At 58.6% G+C, this 19,783-nt stretch carries 19 protein-coding genes and 1 riboswitch; of the genes, 9 read left to right on the top strand and 10 right to left on the bottom strand.

Going from position 1 to position 19,783, the window contains the following annotated elements:
• Positions 1-238 precede the first annotated feature (238 nt).
• Together SE15_RS10075 and SE15_RS10070 are read left to right on the top strand one after the other, a co-directional pair.
• Positions 239-1,150 carry an alpha/beta hydrolase gene (locus tag SE15_RS10075; RefSeq protein ID WP_152965593.1) on the top strand — a complete coding sequence of 304 codons (912 nt, stop codon included), beginning with the start codon at positions 239-241 and terminating at the stop codon, positions 1,148-1,150.
• 65 nt (positions 1,151-1,215) lie between these two features.
• The gene (locus SE15_RS10070; RefSeq protein ID WP_054521987.1) at positions 1,216-1,968 is read left to right on the top strand and encodes a serine hydrolase; all 753 of its coding nucleotides are present in this window, start codon (positions 1,216-1,218) and stop codon (positions 1,966-1,968) included.
• On the opposite strand, the gene SE15_RS10065 is transcribed toward SE15_RS10070, so the two are convergent.
• Positions 1,958-3,772, bottom strand: a complete 1,815-nt coding sequence (locus tag SE15_RS10065) for a glycosyltransferase (RefSeq protein ID WP_083461869.1) — start codon at positions 3,770-3,772, stop codon at positions 1,958-1,960. The genes SE15_RS10070 and SE15_RS10065 overlap by 11 nt on opposite strands.
• Positions 3,756-4,409, bottom strand: coding sequence for a VTT domain-containing protein (locus SE15_RS10060; protein WP_054521985.1), 654 nt, complete (start codon positions 4,407-4,409; stop codon positions 3,756-3,758). Before SE15_RS10060 ends, SE15_RS10065 begins: the two co-directional genes overlap by 17 nt.
• Positions 4,410-4,637: 228 nt before the next feature.
• Here SE15_RS10060 and SE15_RS10055 point away from each other — a divergent pair, with 228 nt between their 5' ends.
• Genes SE15_RS10055 through SE15_RS10035 form a run of 5 tightly spaced genes read left to right on the top strand, consistent with a single transcriptional unit; the run spans position 4,638 to position 9,347 of the window.
• Positions 4,638-5,024, top strand: coding sequence for a DUF3054 domain-containing protein (locus tag SE15_RS10055; protein WP_054521984.1), 387 nt, complete (start codon positions 4,638-4,640; stop codon positions 5,022-5,024).
• A 1-nt stretch (position 5,025) separates the two neighbouring features.
• Positions 5,026-5,634 (top strand): RNA polymerase sigma factor, encoded by a 609-nt coding sequence (locus SE15_RS10050; protein ID WP_054521983.1) that lies wholly within the window; start codon positions 5,026-5,028, stop codon positions 5,632-5,634.
• Positions 5,631-6,440, top strand: a complete 810-nt coding sequence (locus SE15_RS10045; RefSeq protein ID WP_054521982.1) for an anti-sigma factor family protein — start codon at positions 5,631-5,633, stop codon at positions 6,438-6,440. The genes SE15_RS10050 and SE15_RS10045 overlap by 4 nt, the downstream gene beginning before the upstream one ends.
• Positions 6,437-6,928, top strand: a complete 492-nt coding sequence (locus SE15_RS10040) for an NUDIX hydrolase (protein ID WP_083461868.1) — start codon at positions 6,437-6,439, stop codon at positions 6,926-6,928. The genes SE15_RS10045 and SE15_RS10040 overlap by 4 nt, the downstream gene beginning before the upstream one ends.
• A gap of 25 nt (positions 6,929-6,953) precedes the next feature.
• Positions 6,954-9,347, top strand: a complete 2,394-nt coding sequence (locus SE15_RS10035) for an FtsK/SpoIIIE family DNA translocase (protein ID WP_201778091.1) — start codon at positions 6,954-6,956, stop codon at positions 9,345-9,347.
• 59 nt (positions 9,348-9,406) lie between these two features.
• Here SE15_RS10035 and metK read toward each other — a convergent pair whose 3' ends face one another.
• The gene (metK, locus tag SE15_RS10030; RefSeq protein WP_054521979.1) at positions 9,407-10,618 is read right to left on the bottom strand and encodes a methionine adenosyltransferase; all 1,212 of its coding nucleotides are present in this window, start codon (positions 10,616-10,618) and stop codon (positions 9,407-9,409) included.
• 106 nt (positions 10,619-10,724) lie between these two features.
• A riboswitch (SAM riboswitch) is annotated at positions 10,725-10,850 on the bottom strand.
• Between the two features lie 224 nt (positions 10,851-11,074).
• On the opposite strand from metK, the gene SE15_RS10025 reads away from it, so the two are divergent.
• Both SE15_RS10025 and SE15_RS10020 read left to right on the top strand, forming a co-directional pair.
• A complete protein-coding gene (locus SE15_RS10025; protein WP_054521978.1) occupies positions 11,075-11,833 on the top strand; it encodes an ATP-binding cassette domain-containing protein in 759 nt (252 codons plus the stop codon).
• A complete protein-coding gene (locus SE15_RS10020; RefSeq protein WP_054521977.1) occupies positions 11,830-12,819 on the top strand; it encodes a SufB/SufD family protein in 990 nt (329 codons plus the stop codon). The genes SE15_RS10025 and SE15_RS10020 overlap by 4 nt, the downstream gene beginning before the upstream one ends.
• A 78-nt stretch (positions 12,820-12,897) precedes the next feature.
• Here the strand turns inward: SE15_RS10020 and SE15_RS10015 are convergent, their stop codons facing one another.
• The 7 genes from SE15_RS10015 to SE15_RS09985 form a co-directional block, all read right to left on the bottom strand.
• Positions 12,898-14,307 carry a PTS galactitol transporter subunit IIC gene (locus tag SE15_RS10015; RefSeq protein WP_054521976.1) on the bottom strand — a complete coding sequence of 470 codons (1,410 nt, stop codon included), beginning with the start codon at positions 14,305-14,307 and terminating at the stop codon, positions 12,898-12,900.
• 70 nt (positions 14,308-14,377) lie between these two features.
• Positions 14,378-14,665 carry a PTS sugar transporter subunit IIB gene (locus tag SE15_RS10010; RefSeq protein WP_054521975.1) on the bottom strand — a complete coding sequence of 96 codons (288 nt, stop codon included), beginning with the start codon at positions 14,663-14,665 and terminating at the stop codon, positions 14,378-14,380.
• Positions 14,666-14,732: 67 nt separating this feature from the next.
• Complete coding sequence (locus tag SE15_RS10005) at positions 14,733-15,224, bottom strand: PTS sugar transporter subunit IIA (RefSeq protein ID WP_054521974.1); 492 nt, start codon at positions 15,222-15,224, stop codon at positions 14,733-14,735.
• Between the two features lie 27 nt (positions 15,225-15,251).
• Entirely contained in the window at positions 15,252-16,631 is a 1,380-nt protein-coding gene (locus SE15_RS10000; protein ID WP_152965591.1) for a dihydrolipoamide acetyltransferase family protein, read from the bottom strand.
• Positions 16,632-16,639: 8 nt separating this feature from the next.
• Positions 16,640-17,626 (bottom strand): alpha-ketoacid dehydrogenase subunit beta, encoded by a 987-nt coding sequence (locus SE15_RS09995; protein WP_054521973.1) that lies wholly within the window; start codon positions 17,624-17,626, stop codon positions 16,640-16,642.
• Entirely contained in the window at positions 17,619-18,611 is a 993-nt protein-coding gene (locus SE15_RS09990; protein WP_054521972.1) for a thiamine pyrophosphate-dependent dehydrogenase E1 component subunit alpha, read from the bottom strand. The genes SE15_RS09995 and SE15_RS09990 overlap by 8 nt, the downstream gene beginning before the upstream one ends.
• Positions 18,601-19,602: a sugar-binding transcriptional regulator gene (locus tag SE15_RS09985; RefSeq protein ID WP_201778089.1), complete on the bottom strand. Its 1,002-nt coding sequence runs from the start codon at positions 19,600-19,602 to the stop codon at positions 18,601-18,603. Before SE15_RS09985 ends, SE15_RS09990 begins: the two co-directional genes overlap by 11 nt.
• Positions 19,603-19,783 lie beyond the last annotated feature (181 nt).

Here is a 19,783-nt window from a genome sequence, read left to right as displayed (position 1 = left end):
GGACCTCGGTTGATATGGATGTGTTCCCTGGAACAGGTGTGGAATAATTCATACTAAAGCCCAGAAGCAAGGCAAAATCAATTTTACAACCAAAATAAAGGCATGTCAAATTGAATCACCCTCAACTCCCACCGTAAAAGCATAGGAGGGCTTCAAATTCCGTACAACCTCACAACCTGTTCAATCCCCTCTTTTACAGATACAATAAGGCACACTTTGCAATGCATAAGGTAGCCGTTTGAGAAGCACGCTTTTACTGACCAGCCTAATTTCAAGTTTGTCCTTTTTCCTGGCTTCGGCCCCCTTGCTTGGCGAGATGATCGCCACCACCGCTCCCCTGCGAAGTCTCAAAAACCCACCCTCTGATCTAAACCTGGCCTATGAAGAGGTGGCTTTTCCTACCACCGATGGATTGACTCTACGGGGATGGTTTTTCCCCACCTCTAGTTCCGACGCACCGGCGATCCTTTACGCACCCGCTACCGCCAAAGACCAGCGCCAGGGCCTGTCTCTGGTCCGGCCGCTACATGATGCCGGGTTCCACGTTCTGCTTTTCAGTTATCGAGGGAGCGGGGAAAGCGAGGGCAACCGTTTTGCCTTCTCCTATGGGGCTCGCGAAAGCCAGGATGTAGATGCAGCCGTGCAGTATCTCACCGAAACGCGTGGCCTCCCCTGCGTGGGGGGCATTGGTCATTCGGCCGGTGCAGTGGCGCTGATCCTTAGCGCCGCCCGTACACCCAACCTCCGCGCTGTTGTTGCGGCCGCACCTTTCCCTTCCCTTGCGGACGCCTGGCGGGTTAATCGGCCGGCCTTTTTCCCGGTTCCCCTTTACGAACACGTCATGCGCCTTTCGGAATGGCGTAAGGGATTCTCACGGGATGAGGTACGCCCTCTGGATGTCGTACATCGCCTCTCCCCCCGCCCCATCCTTTTCGTCTTCGGTCGGGCTGACCGCCGTATTCCCCCTGAGGAAGCCGTGCGGCTTTATGCTGCTGCCGAAAATCCCAAGGCCATCATCTGGCTCCCTAACGCCACCCATGAGCAGGTGCGTTCCCCTGGTCTGGACCATCTTATGCCCCAACTGATCCATTTCTTCCATACCAGCCTCTCAACGGCTCCAGAGTGCCAGCACATCCTCACCTCGCCTTAGGCCAATTGGAGAGGTTAAGAAGTAAAATCAAGGCAACCCATCATCCTTCGTTTACGGAGGACATTTTGGATTTAACTGCCTTTCTTCATGCCCTGCGGGATTCGGGAACCCAGTACGCCTTTTACCTGCAGTTTCAGGGGAAGCCCCCTCATCTAGAAGCCAACTGCAATCGCTTTTCCGCTGCCTCACTGATCAAGGTCCCCATCCTGCTGGCTTGGCTGCACCTGGAGCGCGCCGGAGAGGTCAGCCGGAGCGAGTGGTGCAACCTGGACGAGGAGCCTCAGGTCCAGGGTGCTGGTTTTGCCTGGGCAATGACTACGCGCTGCCTGACCTACCACGATGTGCTGCTCATGATGATCACCACCTCCGACAACTTATGCACCAACCTGGTGATCCGCCGGCTGGGCATTGAGCGCTTGAACCGGGCCTTTGCGACCCTCGGACTAAAGGGCACGGTACTGCAACGCAAGTTGATGGATTTTGAAGCCCGTGCGCGGGGTTTAGACAATTGGATAAGCGCCACTGATTGCATACGTTTATTCGATCTGGTACGGGCCTTACCCCCCATTGAGCGCCAGTGGGTAGATCAGGTCCTCAGTCTGAACCAGGACGATCGCCTACTCAAACGCAATTTCAACCCGGATGCAGTGACCTTTTGCCATAAAACCGGCAGCATCCCCGGTGTCCTCCACGATTGGGGATACACCTCCCAAGCCGAGGTCTTTTTGCTCATGCAAGGCATTACGAACGAGCGCGCAGCCCTCGAACTGTTCGGGTGGGCCGGTGAACTGGCCTTTACGCCCCCGCTTAAGGGGTGACCTCCAAGTGCATCCAGGATTCCAGCACCTGAAGCGCACACTGCAAGGCTTCAGAATCCTCCTGGGTTGGAACCGCCTGGCAGGCAATGGATTTATAGGACTGCAAAAGCGATTGTTCAGCGGCCGGGTCGGACACAGGCATTTGCTGACACCCCTGCGGCTGCCAGGCAATTTGTAATTGCTTTGTATCCCAATTGCTTTCCACGATCATCAACGCGCCCACGGCAACCGCGTTATCGGATGGATTTTCTTCCGCCAGCCAGGCTGGTAGAGGCTGCCAATCCATGATCAAGGGAGGGCACACCATGCCCCCGCCCTGCGTAAACAAGGCAACGCGGATCGGCCGTTCCATAGATTGCCAGGGGTAGTTTGGCGTGCCCGTAGTTCGACCTTCGCCCAGGCGATGCTCAAACAAGCGCCCTAAGTGCTCGATCACAGTGGTCCGCAATTCACTCAGGCTCAAACCCGAAGCCGACGCCGCCGGAGCACGGTACATATCGCTCAAAAAAAGCGCCGACAGGGCAATCAGTATCACTGCCAATGCTCGCGCGGGTGAAAGACGCGCAACTCTTCCCCGAACCCAGGGGCGCCGTGTTGGAGCCGGTACCCCGGCAGGCAGGGCCATACGTTCATAGAGTCCCTCATAGTGCGTCAACGTCCGATTCAGGTCATGAGCACGCGCCAACTGACGCCCATGTGCCCCCATGACCGCCCACGCCTCGGGATGCTCCAGCATCCACTGCATCTGAGCCGCCAGGTCACCTGCCTCGCCGGGTTGAAACAGACGACCGCTAAGGCCGTGCCGGACCAGTTCCGGCAGCGCCATAGCCCGCGCCGCAATGACCGGCTTCCCACAGGCCATGGCCTCCAGAGTTGCCAGGCTCAGGGATTCCACATCGCCCGGCATGACGAAAATGTCTGCCGCCTGCAACAACGGCGCAATGGCTTCACGCGGCACCCGTCCCAGAAACCGCACCCGCTCCTGGAGCCGCTGAGCGTTTACCCAGCGGCGCAATTGATACTCCTGCCCCCCTTCTCCTGCCAGCACAACCTGAAAGGCACTTCCACGAACCAGGGCCGCCGCTTCAAGCAGCACTGGCAACCGCTTTTCCGGATCTAATCGCCCCACGTACAAAAAGACAGGTTGGTCAGGCGGCAATCCCCAGGCCTGACGCACGGCCACGCGATCCACGGGGGGCAATGCCTGCCAACCATGCCAATCCACCCCACATGAGATCACTTCTACCGGAGGGCGAACCTTCTGGGCATGCAATACCTGGGCCGCAGCCTCAGAGGGCACCACCACGCCATCCACGCAATTGAGAAAGGAGAGCATCCAGCGCCAGGCAATCCAGGCAACCAGGGGGCGAAAGTAGCGTGCCAACCACGAGAAATAAGGCGCCCAAATTTCCGGCCCAGGGTGATGAGTCGCCAGAACCGGAATACCACGACGGCGGGCTTCTTTTAGCGCTGCCCGACACAGAGGCGAGGAATCCTGCAAATGCACAACTTCAGGTTGAAACTCCTCAAACACCTGGCGGATATGAGCGCTTAGCCGCCATACCCAAATCAACTCATTGCGAAGCAAACTGAGAGGCAGACCGGGCACCCGCCACACGCTCAGGTTGCCGTGTTCTTCTACTTCCAATTTCCAACCGCGCTGCGGTACTACCACCCGTACCGCATGGCCCCGCGCCGCCAACCCATTGGCAAGGTTGCCGCTGAAAGTGGCCTGCCCGTTCAAATGGGGCGGATAAGTGGTCGTGACAATCAGAATACGCATGGATCTAGGGTTTGGGTTCATGAGAATCGGCCGATCCGTCCATTTGCAATGCCGGATGACGGCGCAACAGGCGTGGCAGGAAAAGCATGCCCAAAATCAGGAAAAGAAGTGTCGAAGCAATGGCCAAATACCGTACCCCCTGGGTAATTTGCATGAGACTGTTCGCCATGAAATAACCGGCGGCCACAAAAGCCCCTGTGATCACCAGGTTGGTCAGGAAAATGGCCCCAAACCAGCGACGCAGAGGAACCCGCGCCAGGCCAGTGGCAATCAAAGCAGGTATGATCATCCCGTTGGTCAATTTGGCAATCACCAGAATCTTGAGTGCATGTTGTCGCACCCCTTCTTTCAAGCGTTCCACCTGCGCCGGCGTGATCCCCAGCCAGGGCCAGCGGGTTAACCACTCCAATTTGCCGGCATAGCCCAGCGCATACCACAGGGTATCCGCAATCAAATTTCCCAGGGAAGCGGCCAGGAAAACCGGAACAGGCGCAACAAAGCCTGCAGAAGCGGCTGTGGCCGCCAGCAAAATGGACACCGGTCCCTCTAGGGCCACCATGAGGACCAGCAAAGGGTAAAACCATAGCCCCACCGGTGCCACCGGGAAAAGATGAAACCACCCCAGAGCGCGTTCAATCCCGTTGAGCAAACCTTCCACTGCAACCTTACCTCTTGCTTACCTTGTCAACCGGCCACCCACCATGAGAGTATCGCCCGTTGGTCCTCATTCCAAAATAGAGATCGTTGATCCATGCTGATTATAATACACCGCCGATCCGGCAAGTATTTTTCTTCTCTCCGGTAAAAGCCGATTCTCACATACATTAATGGGGTCACTGGCTTGACGCTGGTTTCGCTTTGGGATAGGATAACTGACGTGACAACCATGCGTGTATCTCGGTTGACGGGTTGGGTGGTTGCCGGCGATGTGGTATTTCTGCTAGGGGTCACCTTAGCCGGGGAACTCACCCACGGCCTCTCACTGCTCTCGGGCCGATGGCTCAGCACCTTCATCCCGCTGCTCGTTGGCTGGGCTCTGACTGCCCCTGCGTTAGAACTCTATCAACCTTCCCGATGGTCCCGCGCCGGCATTGGCGGGCGGGCACTCTGGGCCGCGCTCCTTGCCACCCCCATGGCAGCATGGTTGCGGGGTCTCTGGTTGCAGGCCCCAATTCTTCCCTTCTTCGTCCTGGTGCTCAGCGCGATCACCGGCCTCACAATGGCGGTGTGGCGTGAGGGGTTAGCGCTGGTCCTGCGCTTGAGAAAGGCTTGAAATGGACGAGGCCCAATGCATTGCCCGTGCTCTGGAAGGCGACCTGGAGGCCTTCAATCAACTGGTCCTGGCTTACCAGGATAGTGCCTATAACCTGGCTTATCGCATGTTGAATGACCCAGATGCGGCTGCCGATGTAACGCAATCGGCGTTCATCGCCGCCTACCGCAGTCTCAAGACTTACCGCGGTGGTTCATTCCGAGCCTGGGTGCTGCGCATGGTGACCAACGCCTGCTATGACGAATTGCGGCGGCGCAAACGTCGCCCTACGGTGGCACTCGAGCCGCTCAATCGTGACGAAGAAGAAATCGAATCCCCCGCCTGGTTAATGGACGATCACCTCTCACCGGAGGAAATGGTCCAACTGCGTGAGGTCGAAAATGCGATCACGCACTGTTTACAAGACCTCCCGGAAGACTTTCGGGCGGTAGTCATTATGGTAGATGTGGAAGGGTACGACTACGCCGAGGTGTCCCAAGCGCTGGGCAAACCGCTGGGCACTATCAAAAGTCGCCTGGCGCGTGCCCGCCTGCGGCTGCGGGATTGCCTGGCGGGGTTTGCGGAACTATTGCCGGCCCGCTTTCGTCTAGGTAAAGAGGAAATGGCATGAAAACGCGGCTCTCCTACAAGGATTGGGAACGCCTCTCCGCCTACCTGGATGGGCAGCTCAGCGAGCGCGACCGCCGCAAGGTGGAAGAGCAATTGCGCACGCACCCCGAGTACCGCGAAGCCTGGGAAAGCCTGCGCCAGACCCGGCACGTGCTACGCCAGGCGCCGCGGCGCAAAGCCCCGCGTTCCTTCACCCTAACCCCTGCCATGGTGTCTTCCCCACGGCCCCGCCCCATGCCGATCTGGCAATTAGCCCCAGCGCTGGCCATTGCCCTGGTGGTTCTGGTCGTCATACTGGAATGGCTCCCCTTCCCCACCGGCGGGTCAACCATGCGCGCCCAGGCGCCCGGCGCTCCACAGATGGAAGCCCTGGGGCTCAGCGAGCCCACCCCCACTCCTGTCATCGTTTATTGGGGCGGGCCACCCCCACCTCCCAGCGCCATGGGCATGGGTGGCGGAGGAGGAGCCTCCGATATGGGGGGAAGCGCTTCCAAAGGGGTGGTTCCAGGGTATCCCCTGCTCCCATCCATCACCTCGGCCCCCCTTATGGCGCCCTCTCCCTCACCACCGCCGGCAACTCCGCAGGCCACTCCCGAAGTGCGCGCCTTGCAAGGCCCTTCCGGTGAATCCCCGAACCCCATCCTGGGGCTGCCGGCCCCCGAAGAACGGGGTAAAATATACACAGCCACCCCTGCAAGCCCCTCGATCAGTAGTGGGATCTCGCTCAAGCGCTTGATTCAAGCCGGCTTGCTCATGCTTGCCCTCGTGCTGGGCATAGGGATTTTGATCCGAAAGCCTCGTCCATGATGCCTCAACGTCCGATACGATTTTGCCCCTATTGTGGTGTTCCCGTTGTCTCGCGCTTCCTGTTTGGACAGGAGCGTCCTACCTGCCCCGAATGTGGTTGGATCTACTTCGCCGACCCCAAAGTAGCCGCTGCGGCCATTGTGGAAGAAGAGGGCAGAGTCTTACTTACCCGACGCGTCAATGAGCCCTATCAAGGTTTCTGGACCTTGCCAGCGGGGTTTGTGGATGCGGGCGAAGACCCTGCCCGGGCCGCCGAGCGAGAAACTTTCGAGGAAACCGGGTTGGAAGTTCAGGTCACCGACCTGGTGGGAGTGATCAGCGGGCGCGAGCATGAACGCGGCGCCGACATCGTCATCATCTACCGCGCCAAACGGGTCGGGGGGACGCTTCGCCCGGGGGATGATGCCGACCAGGTGGGTTTCTTTGACCGCGATCGATTGCCACCGTTGGCTTTTCGAGCCACTCGCCGCGCCCTTGGGGTAGAATGATTTATGAGAAATTGAGTCTGCCCGGATGCCCATGACCCCGCAAGCCAAGACCCGTTCGCCCTCCTCACGTAAAGACCGTTCAAGCGGACGTTCTTCGTCCTCACGTGGCATTCCGCCAACTCCGCGAACGACCTCACGGCGCAGAAAGTCCCCCTCCGCTCTCCCTACCGCCGCCCCGCGCTTGCTCTCGCGACTGCGGGATATGTGGCACCGCATTTCCCCTGATCGAAAACTGGATGCCCTGGGCGTGCTTCTGGCAGTGGCAGGCCTGGCCCTCTTTTTAAGCCTGATCTCTGCTCAAAACGGGCTCCTGAGCCGCCTCATTCTTACCACCCTGCGGAAGTTCCTCGGATGGGGCAGCCTGGCTGTACCCATTGCCATGGTGATCGTCGGCATCTGGCTGATTTTGCGCCGCCTTGAACGCCTTCCCCTGCCCTCGGCGCCCCGCCTGGTGGGCCTGGGCCTGCTCTACTGGAATGCCCTGACAGGATTGCACTGGCTCAGCGGTGGCACACCCGCCCTGGTAGGCCAGGGTAAGGGCGGTGGATGGCTTGGGGAACGTACGCTCTGGCTCATGATCCAGGCCTTCGGCCCCATGGGGGCGGGCGTCGTGCTCCTGGCCTGGTTGTGCTTCAGCCTGATGCTGCTCACCGATACCTCACTCACCGTGCTGATACAGCAACTGAACAAAGCCTGGCAGGCTGCGGTGACCAGGCGCACCCGGCAGTCCTCCTCACGCCAGTCCACTTCCTCCCCCCACGCCCCGGCGACAGAGGAACCTCTCCCCGCTGAGTTTCAGCCCTTGCCGGCAGTCCCACTGCGCAGCCCGGTGTCGGCAAAGCCGCGCCGCTCGCGCTCCCCATCTACCCCCGAGGCGTCTTCAGCGCCGGCGGGGCCTCCAGAATCCCCCGAGACCGCTCCTTCTCCTGCCTCGTCACCCCCCTCGCCCTGGGTGCTGCCCGCACTGGATCAGATCCTTGACCTGCCCACGCCGGCTGCCACCCAGGATAACCTGGACCACGAACGTGCCAAGATCATCGAAGACACGCTGGCATCCTTCGGGGCCCCTGGTCATGTGGTGGATATTTCCCACGGGCCAACCGTCACGCGTTTCGGCGTAGAACCCGATTTTATCGAGACCCGCAACGGACGCACACGTGTCCGCGTCAGCCGCATCGTCTCGTTAGCCGATGACCTGGCGCTGGCACTGGCAGCCCCGCGTATCCGCATTCAAGCACCGGTACCGGGCAAGCATTACGTAGGCATTGAAGTGCCCAATGTCGAAATTAGCCGGGTCGCATTGCGTGAGGTGATCGAGAGTGAGGCATTCAAGCGCCTGCGGTCGCCCCTGCGCTTTGCCCTGGGCAAGGATGTTGCAGGGCGGCCGGTAGCCGCCGACCTGGCTGCCATGCCCCATCTCCTCATCGCAGGCACAACCGGCTCCGGCAAATCGGTTTGCGTGAACGCCATCCTCACCTGCCTGCTCCTTCATAACACCCCTGCGGAATTGCGTCTGGTGCTGGTGGACCCCAAACGCGTGGAACTCACTGGCTACAATGGCATTCCGCACTTGCTAACCCCGGTGGTGGTGGATACCGAGCGCGTCATTGGAGCGCTACAGTGGCTTCAGCGCGAGATGGATGCTCGCTACCACAAATTTGCCCAAGTTGGGGTACGCAACCTGCAAGAATACAACGCTCGCCACCAGCCGCCCCTGCCCTATCTGGTCGCCGTGATTGACGAACTGGCCGACTTAATGATGCTGGCGCCCGACGAGACTGAGCGCAGCATCACGCGCCTGGCCCAACTGGCGCGTGCCACCGGGATTCACCTGATCCTGGCCACCCAGCGACCCTCTGTGGATGTGGTCACCGGTTTGATCAAAGCCAACTTTCCGGCACGAATTGCCTTTGCCGTGGCTTCCTCGATAGATAGTCGGGTGATCCTGGATCAACCCGGGGCAGAGCGTTTGTTGGGGCGCGGAGACATGCTCTTCCAGGCTCCCGACGCCGCCGCGCCAGTGCGCTTGCAGGGCACATTCGTTTCCGACATCGAAATACAACGCCTAGTGGACTACTGGCGCACGGCAGCCGCCCAGCAAACATCCCTTCCTTCCCCCAGTGCCAGCGGCGAGACCCAGGTAGATCTCTTCCCACCTCACGTACCCCTCAAGCAGGGGGAATTGTGGAACCTCGAAGAGGGAGACCCCCTGCTGCAGGAAGCCATTGACCTGGTGCGTCGTGAGGGGCGGGCTTCGGTGACCATGCTACAACGCCGCCTGCGCATCGGTTACACCCGCGCCGCCCGTTTGATTGACGCTATGGAAGAAAAGGGCATTATCTCGCCCGCTCTGCCCAATTCCCCCATCCGCGAGGTGCTGGATTACGGGCCAACGGCTCCACCCCCGGAAGACGATTAAAAAACTGGCTACAGGGGTTTCCTGCAGCCAGGGCTTCGGTTTCTCAAAAAAGGTCGCTTTCAGGAGGCCGCTACCCGCAGACCCGCGGCTTCGCGCAGGAGTTCCGCCTTGTCGGTGCGTTCCCAGGTCAAATCCAGATCATCCCGACCGAAATGACCATACGCTGCAACCTGGCGGTAAATGGGCCGGCGCAGGTCCAGATCCCGGATGATTGCACCCGGGCGTAAATCAAAGTGGGTCTCCACCAGGCGTACAATCTCCTCATCGGGAATCACGCCCGTGCCAAAAGTCTCCACATTGATGCTCAGCGGACGTGCGACGCCAATGGCATAGGCCACCTGGATCTCGCAGCGCTCAGCCAGGCCCGCCGCCACAATGTTCTTTGCCACGTACCGCGCCGCATAGGCACCCGAGCGATCCACTTTCGTGGGATCCTTGCCGCTGAAAGCGCCCCCACCGTGCCGCCCCATCCCACCGTAGGTATCCACGATGATCTTGCGCCCGGTCACGCCGGCATCTCCCAGCGGACCACCGATGACAAAGCGGCCGGTGGGATTGACGTAAATCTTCATCTCCCGATCTACCATGTGTGAGGGCAAAACGGGCAGAATGACATGTTCGATAATGGCATCGCGTATCTGTTGCTGGGTGACCTCGGGGGCGTGTTGTGCACTGATCAGCACCGTATGAACGCGCACAGGTTTACCGTACTGGTACTCAATTGTGACCTGAGATTTGCCATCTGGCCGCAGCCAGGGCAGCGTGCCGTTTTTGCGCACTTCCGCCAGGCGCCGAGTCAGTTTATGGGCCAGGTAAATCGGCATGGGCATCAGCACCGGTGTTTCATTGCAGGCATAGCCGAACATCATCCCCTGATCACCGGCGCCGATTTTCTCAATTTCGGCATCGCTCATCTCGCCCGTTTTGGCTTCCAGGGCCTGATCCACGCCCATGGCAATATCGCCGGATTGCTGACTGATTGCTACCTGCACTGCGCAGGTGTTTCCATCAAATGACTTGCTGGAATCATCGTAACCAATATCCAGGATCACCCGGCGCACCAGTTGATCAAAGTTGAGGATGGCACGGGTGGTGATTTCACCCAAGAGCATCACGAAGCCGGTCTTGGTTGCCGTCTCGCAGGCCACCCGGGAATACGGATCCTGCGCCAGACACGCATCCAGGACAGCATCACTGATTTGATCGCACATTTTATCAGGATGCCCCTCAGTCACCGATTCAGAGGTGAACAGGTACCGAGGCGAATGCATAAACGACGTATTCATTCTGGTTTTACCTCCTTTATAAAGGTTTTAGAAAAAGAAAATGCCCCTTCTGGGATAAGGAGGGGCAATCTCTACACGGGTGTAGGCTGCCCTCTTATCTTCCAGAAATTGAACTTTCTGCCGGACTTGGCACCTTGGATGCCCGTGCGCCCACTTCACGCGCATCCAGGTTGTCGAGGCTTCATCGGGCCGGTCCCTCCGCCTCTCTGGATAAGAGGTGCCTGTAAAAGGCTATTCAATTGTCAAAGCATATATTATCACAACCCCCCCGGAATGTAAAGGATGATCCTGCAATGAGACTCAAAGCCCTTTGGTGCCACTGGCTCGCCTTAATGGGTGACAAAACAGAGTTGTAATCGTGACAAACGGAACTAGCCAGTGGCACGATTCGGGATTATATTCTGAATCCAGAATAATGATAAACCCGGATAAGGCAAAACGATGGATTCCTATCTATTGGAGGTCAAAAATCTCTACCTGACGCGAGAGGGTCGGGTGTTGCTGAACAACGTCAATCTGTCTCTCAAGCCAGGTGAGATCCATGTGTTGCTGGGGTTAAACGGCTCGGGAAAATCCACTTTGGCCTATACCCTGATGGGGTGCGCCGGTTATACTCCCGACCGTGGTGAAATCCTTTTCGAAGGACGCGATATTACCCCTTTGAGCCTCTCTGAACGCGCTCGTTTAGGCATCACCCTGGCCTGGCAGGAACCGGCGCGTTTTGAGGGCATCCCGGTCGGCAAGTACATCAGCCTGGGGATGAAAGAGCCAGACCGCCAACGCGTGCTGGAAGCACTGGAAGCAGTCGCCCTGCCCCCTGCCCAATATGCTTACCGGGCAGTGGACAAGACCCTTTCGGGCGGGGAACGCAAACGTATCGAACTGGCTGCCGTTTATGCCATGCGTCCACGCCTGGCCATCCTGGATGAGCCCGATTCGGGAATAGACGCTCTTTCGCTGACGGATATTGAGCATCTGATCCGCCGCATGGCCGCCGAGGGCAGCACCATCCTACTCATCACCCATCGCGATGAACTGGCTGAAATTGGCGATTGCGCCTCATTGATGTGCCTGGGCAGCATTGCATTCATCGGCAATCCTCAGGAAACGCGGCGTTTCTACCGTGAGCATTGTCGCTTGCATCCTACCCCTCTTGAACTCATGAGAATGGGTCTGGAACAGGAGGAAGGCCAGGCATGACCCGCGCATCTCGTTTTCCATCCCCCTCAAGCGAGGCAGCACCCACATGGGCAGGTGAACTCAACGCCATGATGGAGGCTTACCGGCAGGCTGGTGGCGACCCGGGCGTCCTCCAACTGCCCCAGGTTGCCACCCTGGTCATTTCGGCCAATCAGGTGCTGGTAGCACATGAGATTCCCGGCGTTCATTTCGAAGCGGAGAGTCTGCCGCATGGCGTGCGTGCCCACATCTGGGTAGAGCCCCATACCCGCTTCACTCAGCCGGTGCATCTATGCTTTGGGCTTCTGCCAGCCGAAGGAGAACAGGAGATTATCGCCGATTATGAGATTGGCGAACAGGCGCAGGTGCGCTTTCTGGCACACTGCTCCTTCCCTAATGCGATCAAAGTTGAGCACCGCATGCAAGCCCGTATTCGGGTGGGACGCAATGCCAGCCTGACGTACACTGAAGAACACTTTCACGGCCCTCAGGGGGGCACAGTGGTTCTTCCCAAGGCCGAGGTCGTTGTCGAAGAAGGTGGATACTTCACCACCACCTTCGCATTGACGCGCGGTCGGGTAGGCGTACTGCGTTTGGATTACCACGTCCGCGTCGAGGCTGGTGGTGTGACGGAACTGGTGACCAAAGCCTATGGCAAAGGTGAAGATGCCATCCATGTGCGCGAAGTCGTGGTTTTGGAGGGGCCCGGGGCAAGGGGGTTAACCCGCACCCGCATTGCCGTTCAGGACCACGCCCAAAGCCGCGTGGATACCGTCACCGAAGGCAACGCCCCTAACACGCGTGGACACATGGATTGCACCGAAATCGTGCGCGGGCAGGCACAGGCCAGCAACAATCCCCTCGTCATCGTCCGCCACGATCAGGCTCAGGTGACACATGAGGCAGCCATTGGCACCGTTAACCGCAAGGAACTTGAAACGCTGATGGCACGCGGGTTAAGCGAGGACGAAGCCGTGGATCTGATCATCCGCGGGCTGATGCGCTAAACACAACCGTGCCCTCGACAAAAAATGGATCAGCCCGAGGGCGCTCGGGCTGATCCAAAGGTGAAGCGGAAATCAGGCCTAGTCGGCTGAAGCTGTAGCCTCTGCGGGCGCACCTGCGGCCGCTTCCCAGGCTTTGGTGTTGCGCAGGAAGAAGAAGAGTGCTACACCCAACAGAGCCGCCAGAACCACCAACCCGAGCGCGCCCAGCCCCATGACCGTGCGAACAAAGAGGAACGGAGGCCAGAGGAAGCCATCCGCAATGCTGGTAATCTGCACCGCGCCCTCAGGCAGTGAGAAACCAGAAGCCACCGCTGCGGAGGTGAAAAGCGGCGCCATCGAAGTGGCAATGTAGAAACCAACGGCCAGGGTGATTGTCCCGGCAATGACGATGCGCAGCACGTTCCCCCGCATGACCGGTGCGGTCATGGCCACTACAAAGGGAATCACCGCCAGGTCGGCAAAGAGGATGACGCGGTTGCCCGGCAGGATGATGCTGAGCAGAATGGCAATCGGGACAAGCACCAGCGCGCTGGCAATCGCGGCAGGGTGACCGATCAAAATAGCCGAGTCAAGGCCAATGTAGAACTCGCGATCCCCACCGGCGCGCTTCTGCATGAACTCACGTGCCGACTCGGAGATCGGGATCAGCCCTTCCATCAGGATCGCAACCATGCGCGGGAGCAGCAACATGACAGCGGCCAGGTTGATGCCCGCACCCAACACTTTCGCCAGCACCGTCATCGCGTCACCAGCATTGTAGAAAGCGATGGCACCCAGCACCAAACCAATAACCAGGCCCAAAATGACCGGTTCACCAAAAACCCCCAGGCGCTTGCGGATGGTCTCGGTATCCCACTCCGCATCGCGCAAACCCGGGATGCGCTCAATGACCCAGTTAGTGGCAATCGCAATGGGCACGATGGGAGCCGAGGTCAGGTGCGGAATGGAAATGCCCGGCAGGCCGTAAAATTTCTGCACAGCCTTGGCCGTCCAGTCACCCAGGAAAAGCGCCAGTGCCGCCGCTAACGCTGCACCGATCAACCCGTACAGCAGGTTACCAGTGCCGGCCACAATGAGCGAACCGATGAACGCAAAGTGCCAGTAGTTCCACACATCTACATCCAGGGTGCGGGTCAGACGCAGAGCCAATAAAACCAGGTTAACCACCAGGGTTAACGGAATCACCCACAGACCCACCGAGGAACCAAAGGCAATGGCAGCGGCTGAAGGCCAACCCACATCCACCACATCGCGAGTTACGCCGGTGTTCTTCACAATGGCCTGCGCCACTTCGGTCAGGTTTGACCACATCAGCCCAATAACAAGATTGATACCGACGAATGCCACACCGATGGTAACGGCGGCGCGGAAGGCCCGCCCCGGCTTGGCACCCAGGATCAAGGCCAGCAAGAAGATAATGATGGGGAGCATGACCGTAGCGCCAAGCGTGTCAAATAACGTCTTAATCGCACTTAATACGGCATCCATTTTGGCCTCCTGAGAGGATTTGAAATGAAAAAGTTGGGGGGAATAGAAAATAAACGATCGAAATAGGGAATTACTGTTTTAGTATCTCTTCAATCTGCTTCAACACCTCCTCTTTTCCGATTCCCGTGAGAAACGCCAGGGTCTGGATCACGGGTTTACCAAGATTTGAAGGCAGCGGGGTCGTTGTGACGATCAGATCAGCATCGGCAGCCAGGCTTGGCACCTCTGTTGCCTTACACTGACGGGTTGTGATGTTAATTCCCCGCTTCTTCATTTCCTCCTCAATTGCGTGGGCTACCACGGTGGAAGTTGCAATGGCTGTACCGCAGGCCACCAGAACGACTTTGGGTTTGCTCACGTTAACCTCCTCACAGATCAGGTTTAGAATGAATTGAGTAAAGGGAGAAAATTACGTACCACCTGCTTCACGACTGCGCAGGCATTACCTGCGCGAGTATCCGCCGCACCTCTTCCAACGTTTGCGCAGTGACCAGATCACTGACGACCTGAGGATTTTGCAAGATGGTGGCAACCTGCTGAAGCATCTCCACCTGTGATTTGGGTTGCTCCAAGGCTAGCAAAAAGACCAGACGTACCGGAACAACATCTGTGGGATCAATCATGTTGCGAAAAATCACGGGTTCGGGCAAGGTGGCCAGCCCCACGGCCGGGCGAAGCACATGCTCAATATCCGTATGCGGGATCGCCGCATGAATTTCACCCGAGAGCCGCAGACCCGTAGGTAGCCGCGCCTCGCGCTCCAGAGCCGCCTCAGCAAATGTCTCGCGCACATAACCCTGCCGGAGGAGCGCTGCTGCCAGGTGTCGGATGACCGCTTCAGCCGAGGCAGCCGTAAAATTGAGCGCAATCGCTTCCGGTATTAATAAGTCTAGCAGATTTAACGGGGTTGAGTCCACATTCCCTCCAGACTAAAATTTTAGTCCTTACACCACCATCACCTCGGGTTGCTCCAGCGCCTCACGCAAGTCGGCCAGGAAACGCGCTGCGACCGCTCCATCCACAACCCGATGATCGGCACACAGAGTCAAGCTGAACACCGGGCGCACCTGGATCTGCCCCTCTGTATCGGCTACGACCTCCTGCCGCAGACTCCCCACCGCCAGAATGGCCACTTGTGGCGGATTGATGATGGCCGTGAAGCGCTCAATCCCGAACATGCCCAGGTTGGAGATGGTGAAAGTCCCTTCCACCACGTCCTCAGGTTTCAGGCGGTTGGCCCGCGCCCGTTCCACCAGATCCCCGATCTCACCCGCCAATTGCAGTAGGTTCTTCCGCGCCGCATCGCGTACCACCGGCACAATCAACCCCTCATCCACTGCTACCGCAATCCCAAGGTTAACCTGAGCAGGGATTAAGAGTTGTTCCCCTTGCGATGTACTCACCAACCAGGCGTTCAGCCGCGGGTGCTGAGTCAGCGCCCAGGCACACGCCCGCGCAATAACCGCTGTCAGACTGACCTTGGGTTGTCCCTCTTTCAAGCGCTGATTAGCCCGTGCACGCAGGGCTTCCGCGGCTGTTGCATCCACCGTGATCTCCAGATGAATGTGCGGAGCATTCTGAGCGCTCTGCTGCATGCGCTGGGCAATGACCTTGCGCATACCCGTCAGGGTAATCGCCTGCGCAATGGGCGTACGCACGCCAGACACCTCGCTCACCGCCGCCGGTTGTGCCATTGCGGCTTCAACCGCAGGCGCTACCACCGCAGGAGCGGCTTGCACCTGAGCCGCATGAGCACGGTGCACATCCTCTGACTGGATACGCCCGCGCGGGCCACTCCCCGCAACCTGCCCCAAATCCACCCCCAACTCGCGAGCCAATCGCCGCGCGGCCGGCACAGCCCGCACCTTGCCCGGCGGGGCTTGACGGGCAGCCAGATAGGCTTCAACATCTTTCCGGGTAATTCGCCCACCAGGACCGCTCCCCCGTACTTGGCTTAGGTCCACTCCCTCGGCCTCCGCCAGACGCGCTGCCACCGGTGTGACGTGCAGAAGGTCCTCCTCAGTAGGGGCTGCACCCTCGCCCACTTCCTTAGCAGAAGGGACCGCTTCCTCAGGCAGCACCTCACCGGGTTGGAGGATATAGGCAATGACCTGAGTGACCGGCACCACCTCCCCTTCGCGATAGCGCACCCCAGCCAAAATGCCACTGGCAGGAGCCTCCACCTCCATGTTGACCTTATCCGTCGTCACCTCAGCAATGGGCTCCCCCTGCTCAACCACGTCTCCTTCGTGCTTGAGCCAGCGCACGATCTCCGCCGTCTCCTGGGTAAAACCAAATTTGGGCATAATCACTTCGTGCGCCACGCTACCTCCTAATAGGCCCCTTTGACCAGTTTGCGGGCTTCTTCCACAATGTTCTCCACCTGGGGTACGGCATGATACTCCAGGGTACGATTATATGGAATGGGGATGTCCAGCCCGGCCAAGCGGCGCACCGGGGCTTCGAGATAGTCAAAGGCTTCGCTCTCTACAATGCGCGCTACAATCTCGCCGCCAAAACCGCCCATCTTCACCGCCTCGTGGACGACTAAAGCGCGTCCGGTTTTCATGACCGAACGGATGATGGGTTCATCATCCAGAGGACGTAGCGTGCGTGGGTCAATGATTTCTGCTTCAATGCCTTCGGCCTGCAACTGTTCGGCGGCTTGCAAGGCACGCTGCACCATGACCGAGGTCGCCACAATGGTCAGATCTTTGCCCTCGCGCACCACATGGCTCTGCCCCAGCGGAATACGGTACATCTCCTCGGGAACCGGCCCTTTGATCTTATACAACAACTTGTGCTCAACGAAGATGACCGGGTTATCGTCTTCAATGGCTGCAATTAATAACCCCTTGGCATCATAAGGGGTGCTGGGCATGACTACTTTCAGTCCCGGCACATGGACGAACCAGTTCTCCAGACTTTCGGAATGCTGTGCCGCCGCACCCGTGCCGGAGCCACCTGGCATGCGCAGCACAAACGGCACCTTTGCTTTTCCCCCAAACATAAAGCGAATTTTGGCGGCCTGGAGCACCAGTTGCTCCATGCTGAGGGTCACAAAGTCCATGAACTGGATCTCCCCCACGGGGCGCATCCCGGTGAGGGCGGCACCGATACAGGCACCAGCAATTCCCGCTTCTGAAATTGGGGTATCAATGACTCGTTCTTCTCCGAACTGCTGAATCAACCCCGCCGTTGCCCCAAAGGCACCGCCGTAAATGCCAATATCCTCACCGATGAGGAAAACTGTTGGATCCTCGGCCATCTTCTGGGCCAGGGCTTCGCGTATGGCTTCGACGTAAGTAATCTCACGCATAGACACCCTCAAGAATAGTGCTCACATCGGGCTCAGGACTGGCCTGAGCGAAAGCAACTGCCGCCTCAACTTTACGCTGCGCTTCGGCGGTATAAGCCGCCAGTTCTTCCTCGCTCAGCCCCAGAAGAGCGGCAAAGCGGCGGATCGGATCACGCTGCTGCCACACCTTGACCTCCTCACGCGTGCGGTAGGCCTGGCGGTCGCTTTTCGAGTGCCCGCGCCAGCGGTAGGTCACTGCCTCCACCAGCGTCGGACCCTGACCACTGCGGGCGCGTTCTGCCGCCTGGCGCACGGCCGCATAAACGGCCAGTACATCATTGCCGTCCACCGTCTCGCCCGGTATTCCGTAAGCACACGCACGCTGGCTAATGCGCTCGATATTAAACGCCTTGGTTACTGGCATTGACATGGCATACTGGTTATTTTCACACAGGTACACCACCGGCAGATCCCAAATACTTGCCATATTAAGCGCCTCATGGAAGGCACCCTCATTAGCGGCGCCATCCCCGAAAACGGTCAGGCAAACCTGGCGGGTGCGACGCATTTTAATGCTCAACCCCACTCCCACCGAGATGGGAAGCCCCCCTCCCACAATGCCATTGGCACCCAGGTTATTTGCCTCCACATTGGCAATGTGCATCGAGCCCCCACGCCCGCGGCAGTAGCCAGTTTCCTTACCCAGAAACTCCGCCATCATCAGGTTTACATCACTGCCCCAAGCCAGGCAGTGCCCATGCCCGCGGTGATGGTTGAGCAGGTAATCCCCCTGCTGCATGGCGCGGGTAGCCCCAACGGCCACTGCCTCCTGTCCAATCGAGAGATGCATGGTGCCGTGCACCATCCCTCGCGCGAAGAGATCTTCGGCCTTCTCCTCAAAGGCGCGAATCAGGCACATGGTCGCTAGCATATCCAGCGCCTGGTCACGCCCCAATTCGGCCAGCAACTGTTCATGATTCACCGGAAGCGTATTCTCAATCTGCATCGGGTTCGGTTGCATTGACATACGACAATGATCCTTCCTCCAAAATACGTAAAGCAAAAGTTGCGGCAACCTCGTCGGTTACCAGACGATTGATCAACCCAGAGCGGCTGGCAGCCAGGATCGGCAGGGCCTTGGCTTGCCCCCCGGCCACCCCAATGCGAATGGGAACACGGCGCAGAGTCTCCGCATCAATGCCCAGGATACAGCGAGTCAACGGGGTATCCACCAGCGAGCCATCCAGGGCAATATGAATGGCGCACACATCTCCTACCGCGCCAGCAGCGCGCAAATCCTCTAATTGTTCAGCCGTCAGGTAGCCAGCGCGCAAAAGACTGGCATGCTCGGGTTCTACCGTACCAACCCCGACCAACGCCAAATCAATTTGACGGAAAAACTGAGTTACGCGCTGCACATGCGGTGCCCGCATTAACGATTGACGGGTGGTCTCGCTCTCTACGATCAGGGGCACTGGCAGCGTGGCGTACTGCCCGGCCAGGGCCCGTGCCATGCGTCGCGCCAGTTCCGGACCGTCAATATCGGGGTTGGGGGTGCCCAGAGCCCCAATCATCTGCACCACCCGAATGCCGCGAAACGTGCGCGGTTGCAGCGCGTTCACCGTCTCGTAAACCGCCGTGCCCCACGAGGTCCCCAGCGTCATGTAATCGTGGAGATACGCCTCTAAAAACCGCGCCGCCAGCACACCCAGGCGACGCAACATCTCCCCATGCGCCAGCGTGCCCCGGGCCATCACCCACACTTCATCCAGGTGCAAACGTGCCTGCAGGGCTTGCTCCAAGTCTCGGCGGCGCTGCATCGGGTGATTGATGCGGATCTCAACGACCCCTTGCCGCCGGGCTTCGGTCAACAGACGGGATACCATTGAGCGCGAATAGCCGGTAATTTTAGCAATCTGATCTTGCGTCAGGTTGCTCTCGTAGTACATTTCAGCAATTCGTGCCAGCAAATCCAGGCGATCCGCGTTCAATAACATCCTTAGACTCGAGCCAAGCAGATAACGACCAATTGTGATTATAGGGATTATCTGCCGGGTTACAAGTCATTTGTGAATACGATTCACAAATGTGAAGTCGTTTTTCTTCAATCCTTAACCCATTCTTAAACCCTCTTTTGAGCACCCTTAACACGCCCCATATATACTCATATGTGAAGCC

The organism is Thermanaerothrix daxensis, assembly GCF_001306145.1.
GTDB classification, from domain to species: Bacteria; Chloroflexota; Anaerolineae; order Anaerolineales; family Anaerolineaceae; genus Thermanaerothrix; species Thermanaerothrix daxensis.
Note: the sequence above shows the minus strand (reverse complement) of the source record. Positions and strands in the feature narration are given on the sequence as shown.

Coding starts and splice junctions, on each gene's coding strand:
- SE15_RS10065 (WP_083461869.1), bottom strand. CDS start 3,772: ATGAACCCAAACCCTAGATCCATGCGTATTCTGATTGTCACGACCACT.
- SE15_RS10055 (WP_054521984.1), top strand. CDS start 4,638: ATGCGTGTATCTCGGTTGACGGGTTGGGTGGTTGCCGGCGATGTGGTA.
- SE15_RS10050 (WP_054521983.1), top strand. CDS start 5,026: ATGGACGAGGCCCAATGCATTGCCCGTGCTCTGGAAGGCGACCTGGAG.
- SE15_RS10045 (WP_054521982.1), top strand. CDS start 5,631: ATGAAAACGCGGCTCTCCTACAAGGATTGGGAACGCCTCTCCGCCTAC.
- SE15_RS10040 (WP_083461868.1), top strand. CDS start 6,437: ATGATGCCTCAACGTCCGATACGATTTTGCCCCTATTGTGGTGTTCCC.
- SE15_RS10035 (WP_201778091.1), top strand. CDS start 6,954: ATGCCCATGACCCCGCAAGCCAAGACCCGTTCGCCCTCCTCACGTAAA.
- metK (WP_054521979.1), bottom strand. CDS start 10,618: ATGCATTCGCCTCGGTACCTGTTCACCTCTGAATCGGTGACTGAGGGG.
- SE15_RS10025 (WP_054521978.1), top strand. CDS start 11,075: ATGGATTCCTATCTATTGGAGGTCAAAAATCTCTACCTGACGCGAGAG.
- SE15_RS10020 (WP_054521977.1), top strand. CDS start 11,830: ATGACCCGCGCATCTCGTTTTCCATCCCCCTCAAGCGAGGCAGCACCC.
- SE15_RS10015 (WP_054521976.1), bottom strand. CDS start 14,307: ATGGATGCCGTATTAAGTGCGATTAAGACGTTATTTGACACGCTTGGC.
- SE15_RS09995 (WP_054521973.1), bottom strand. CDS start 17,626: ATGCGTGAGATTACTTACGTCGAAGCCATACGCGAAGCCCTGGCCCAG.
- SE15_RS09990 (WP_054521972.1), bottom strand. CDS start 18,611: ATGCAGATTGAGAATACGCTTCCGGTGAATCATGAACAGTTGCTGGCC.
- SE15_RS09985 (WP_201778089.1), bottom strand. CDS start 19,602: ATGTTATTGAACGCGGATCGCCTGGATTTGCTGGCACGAATTGCTGAA.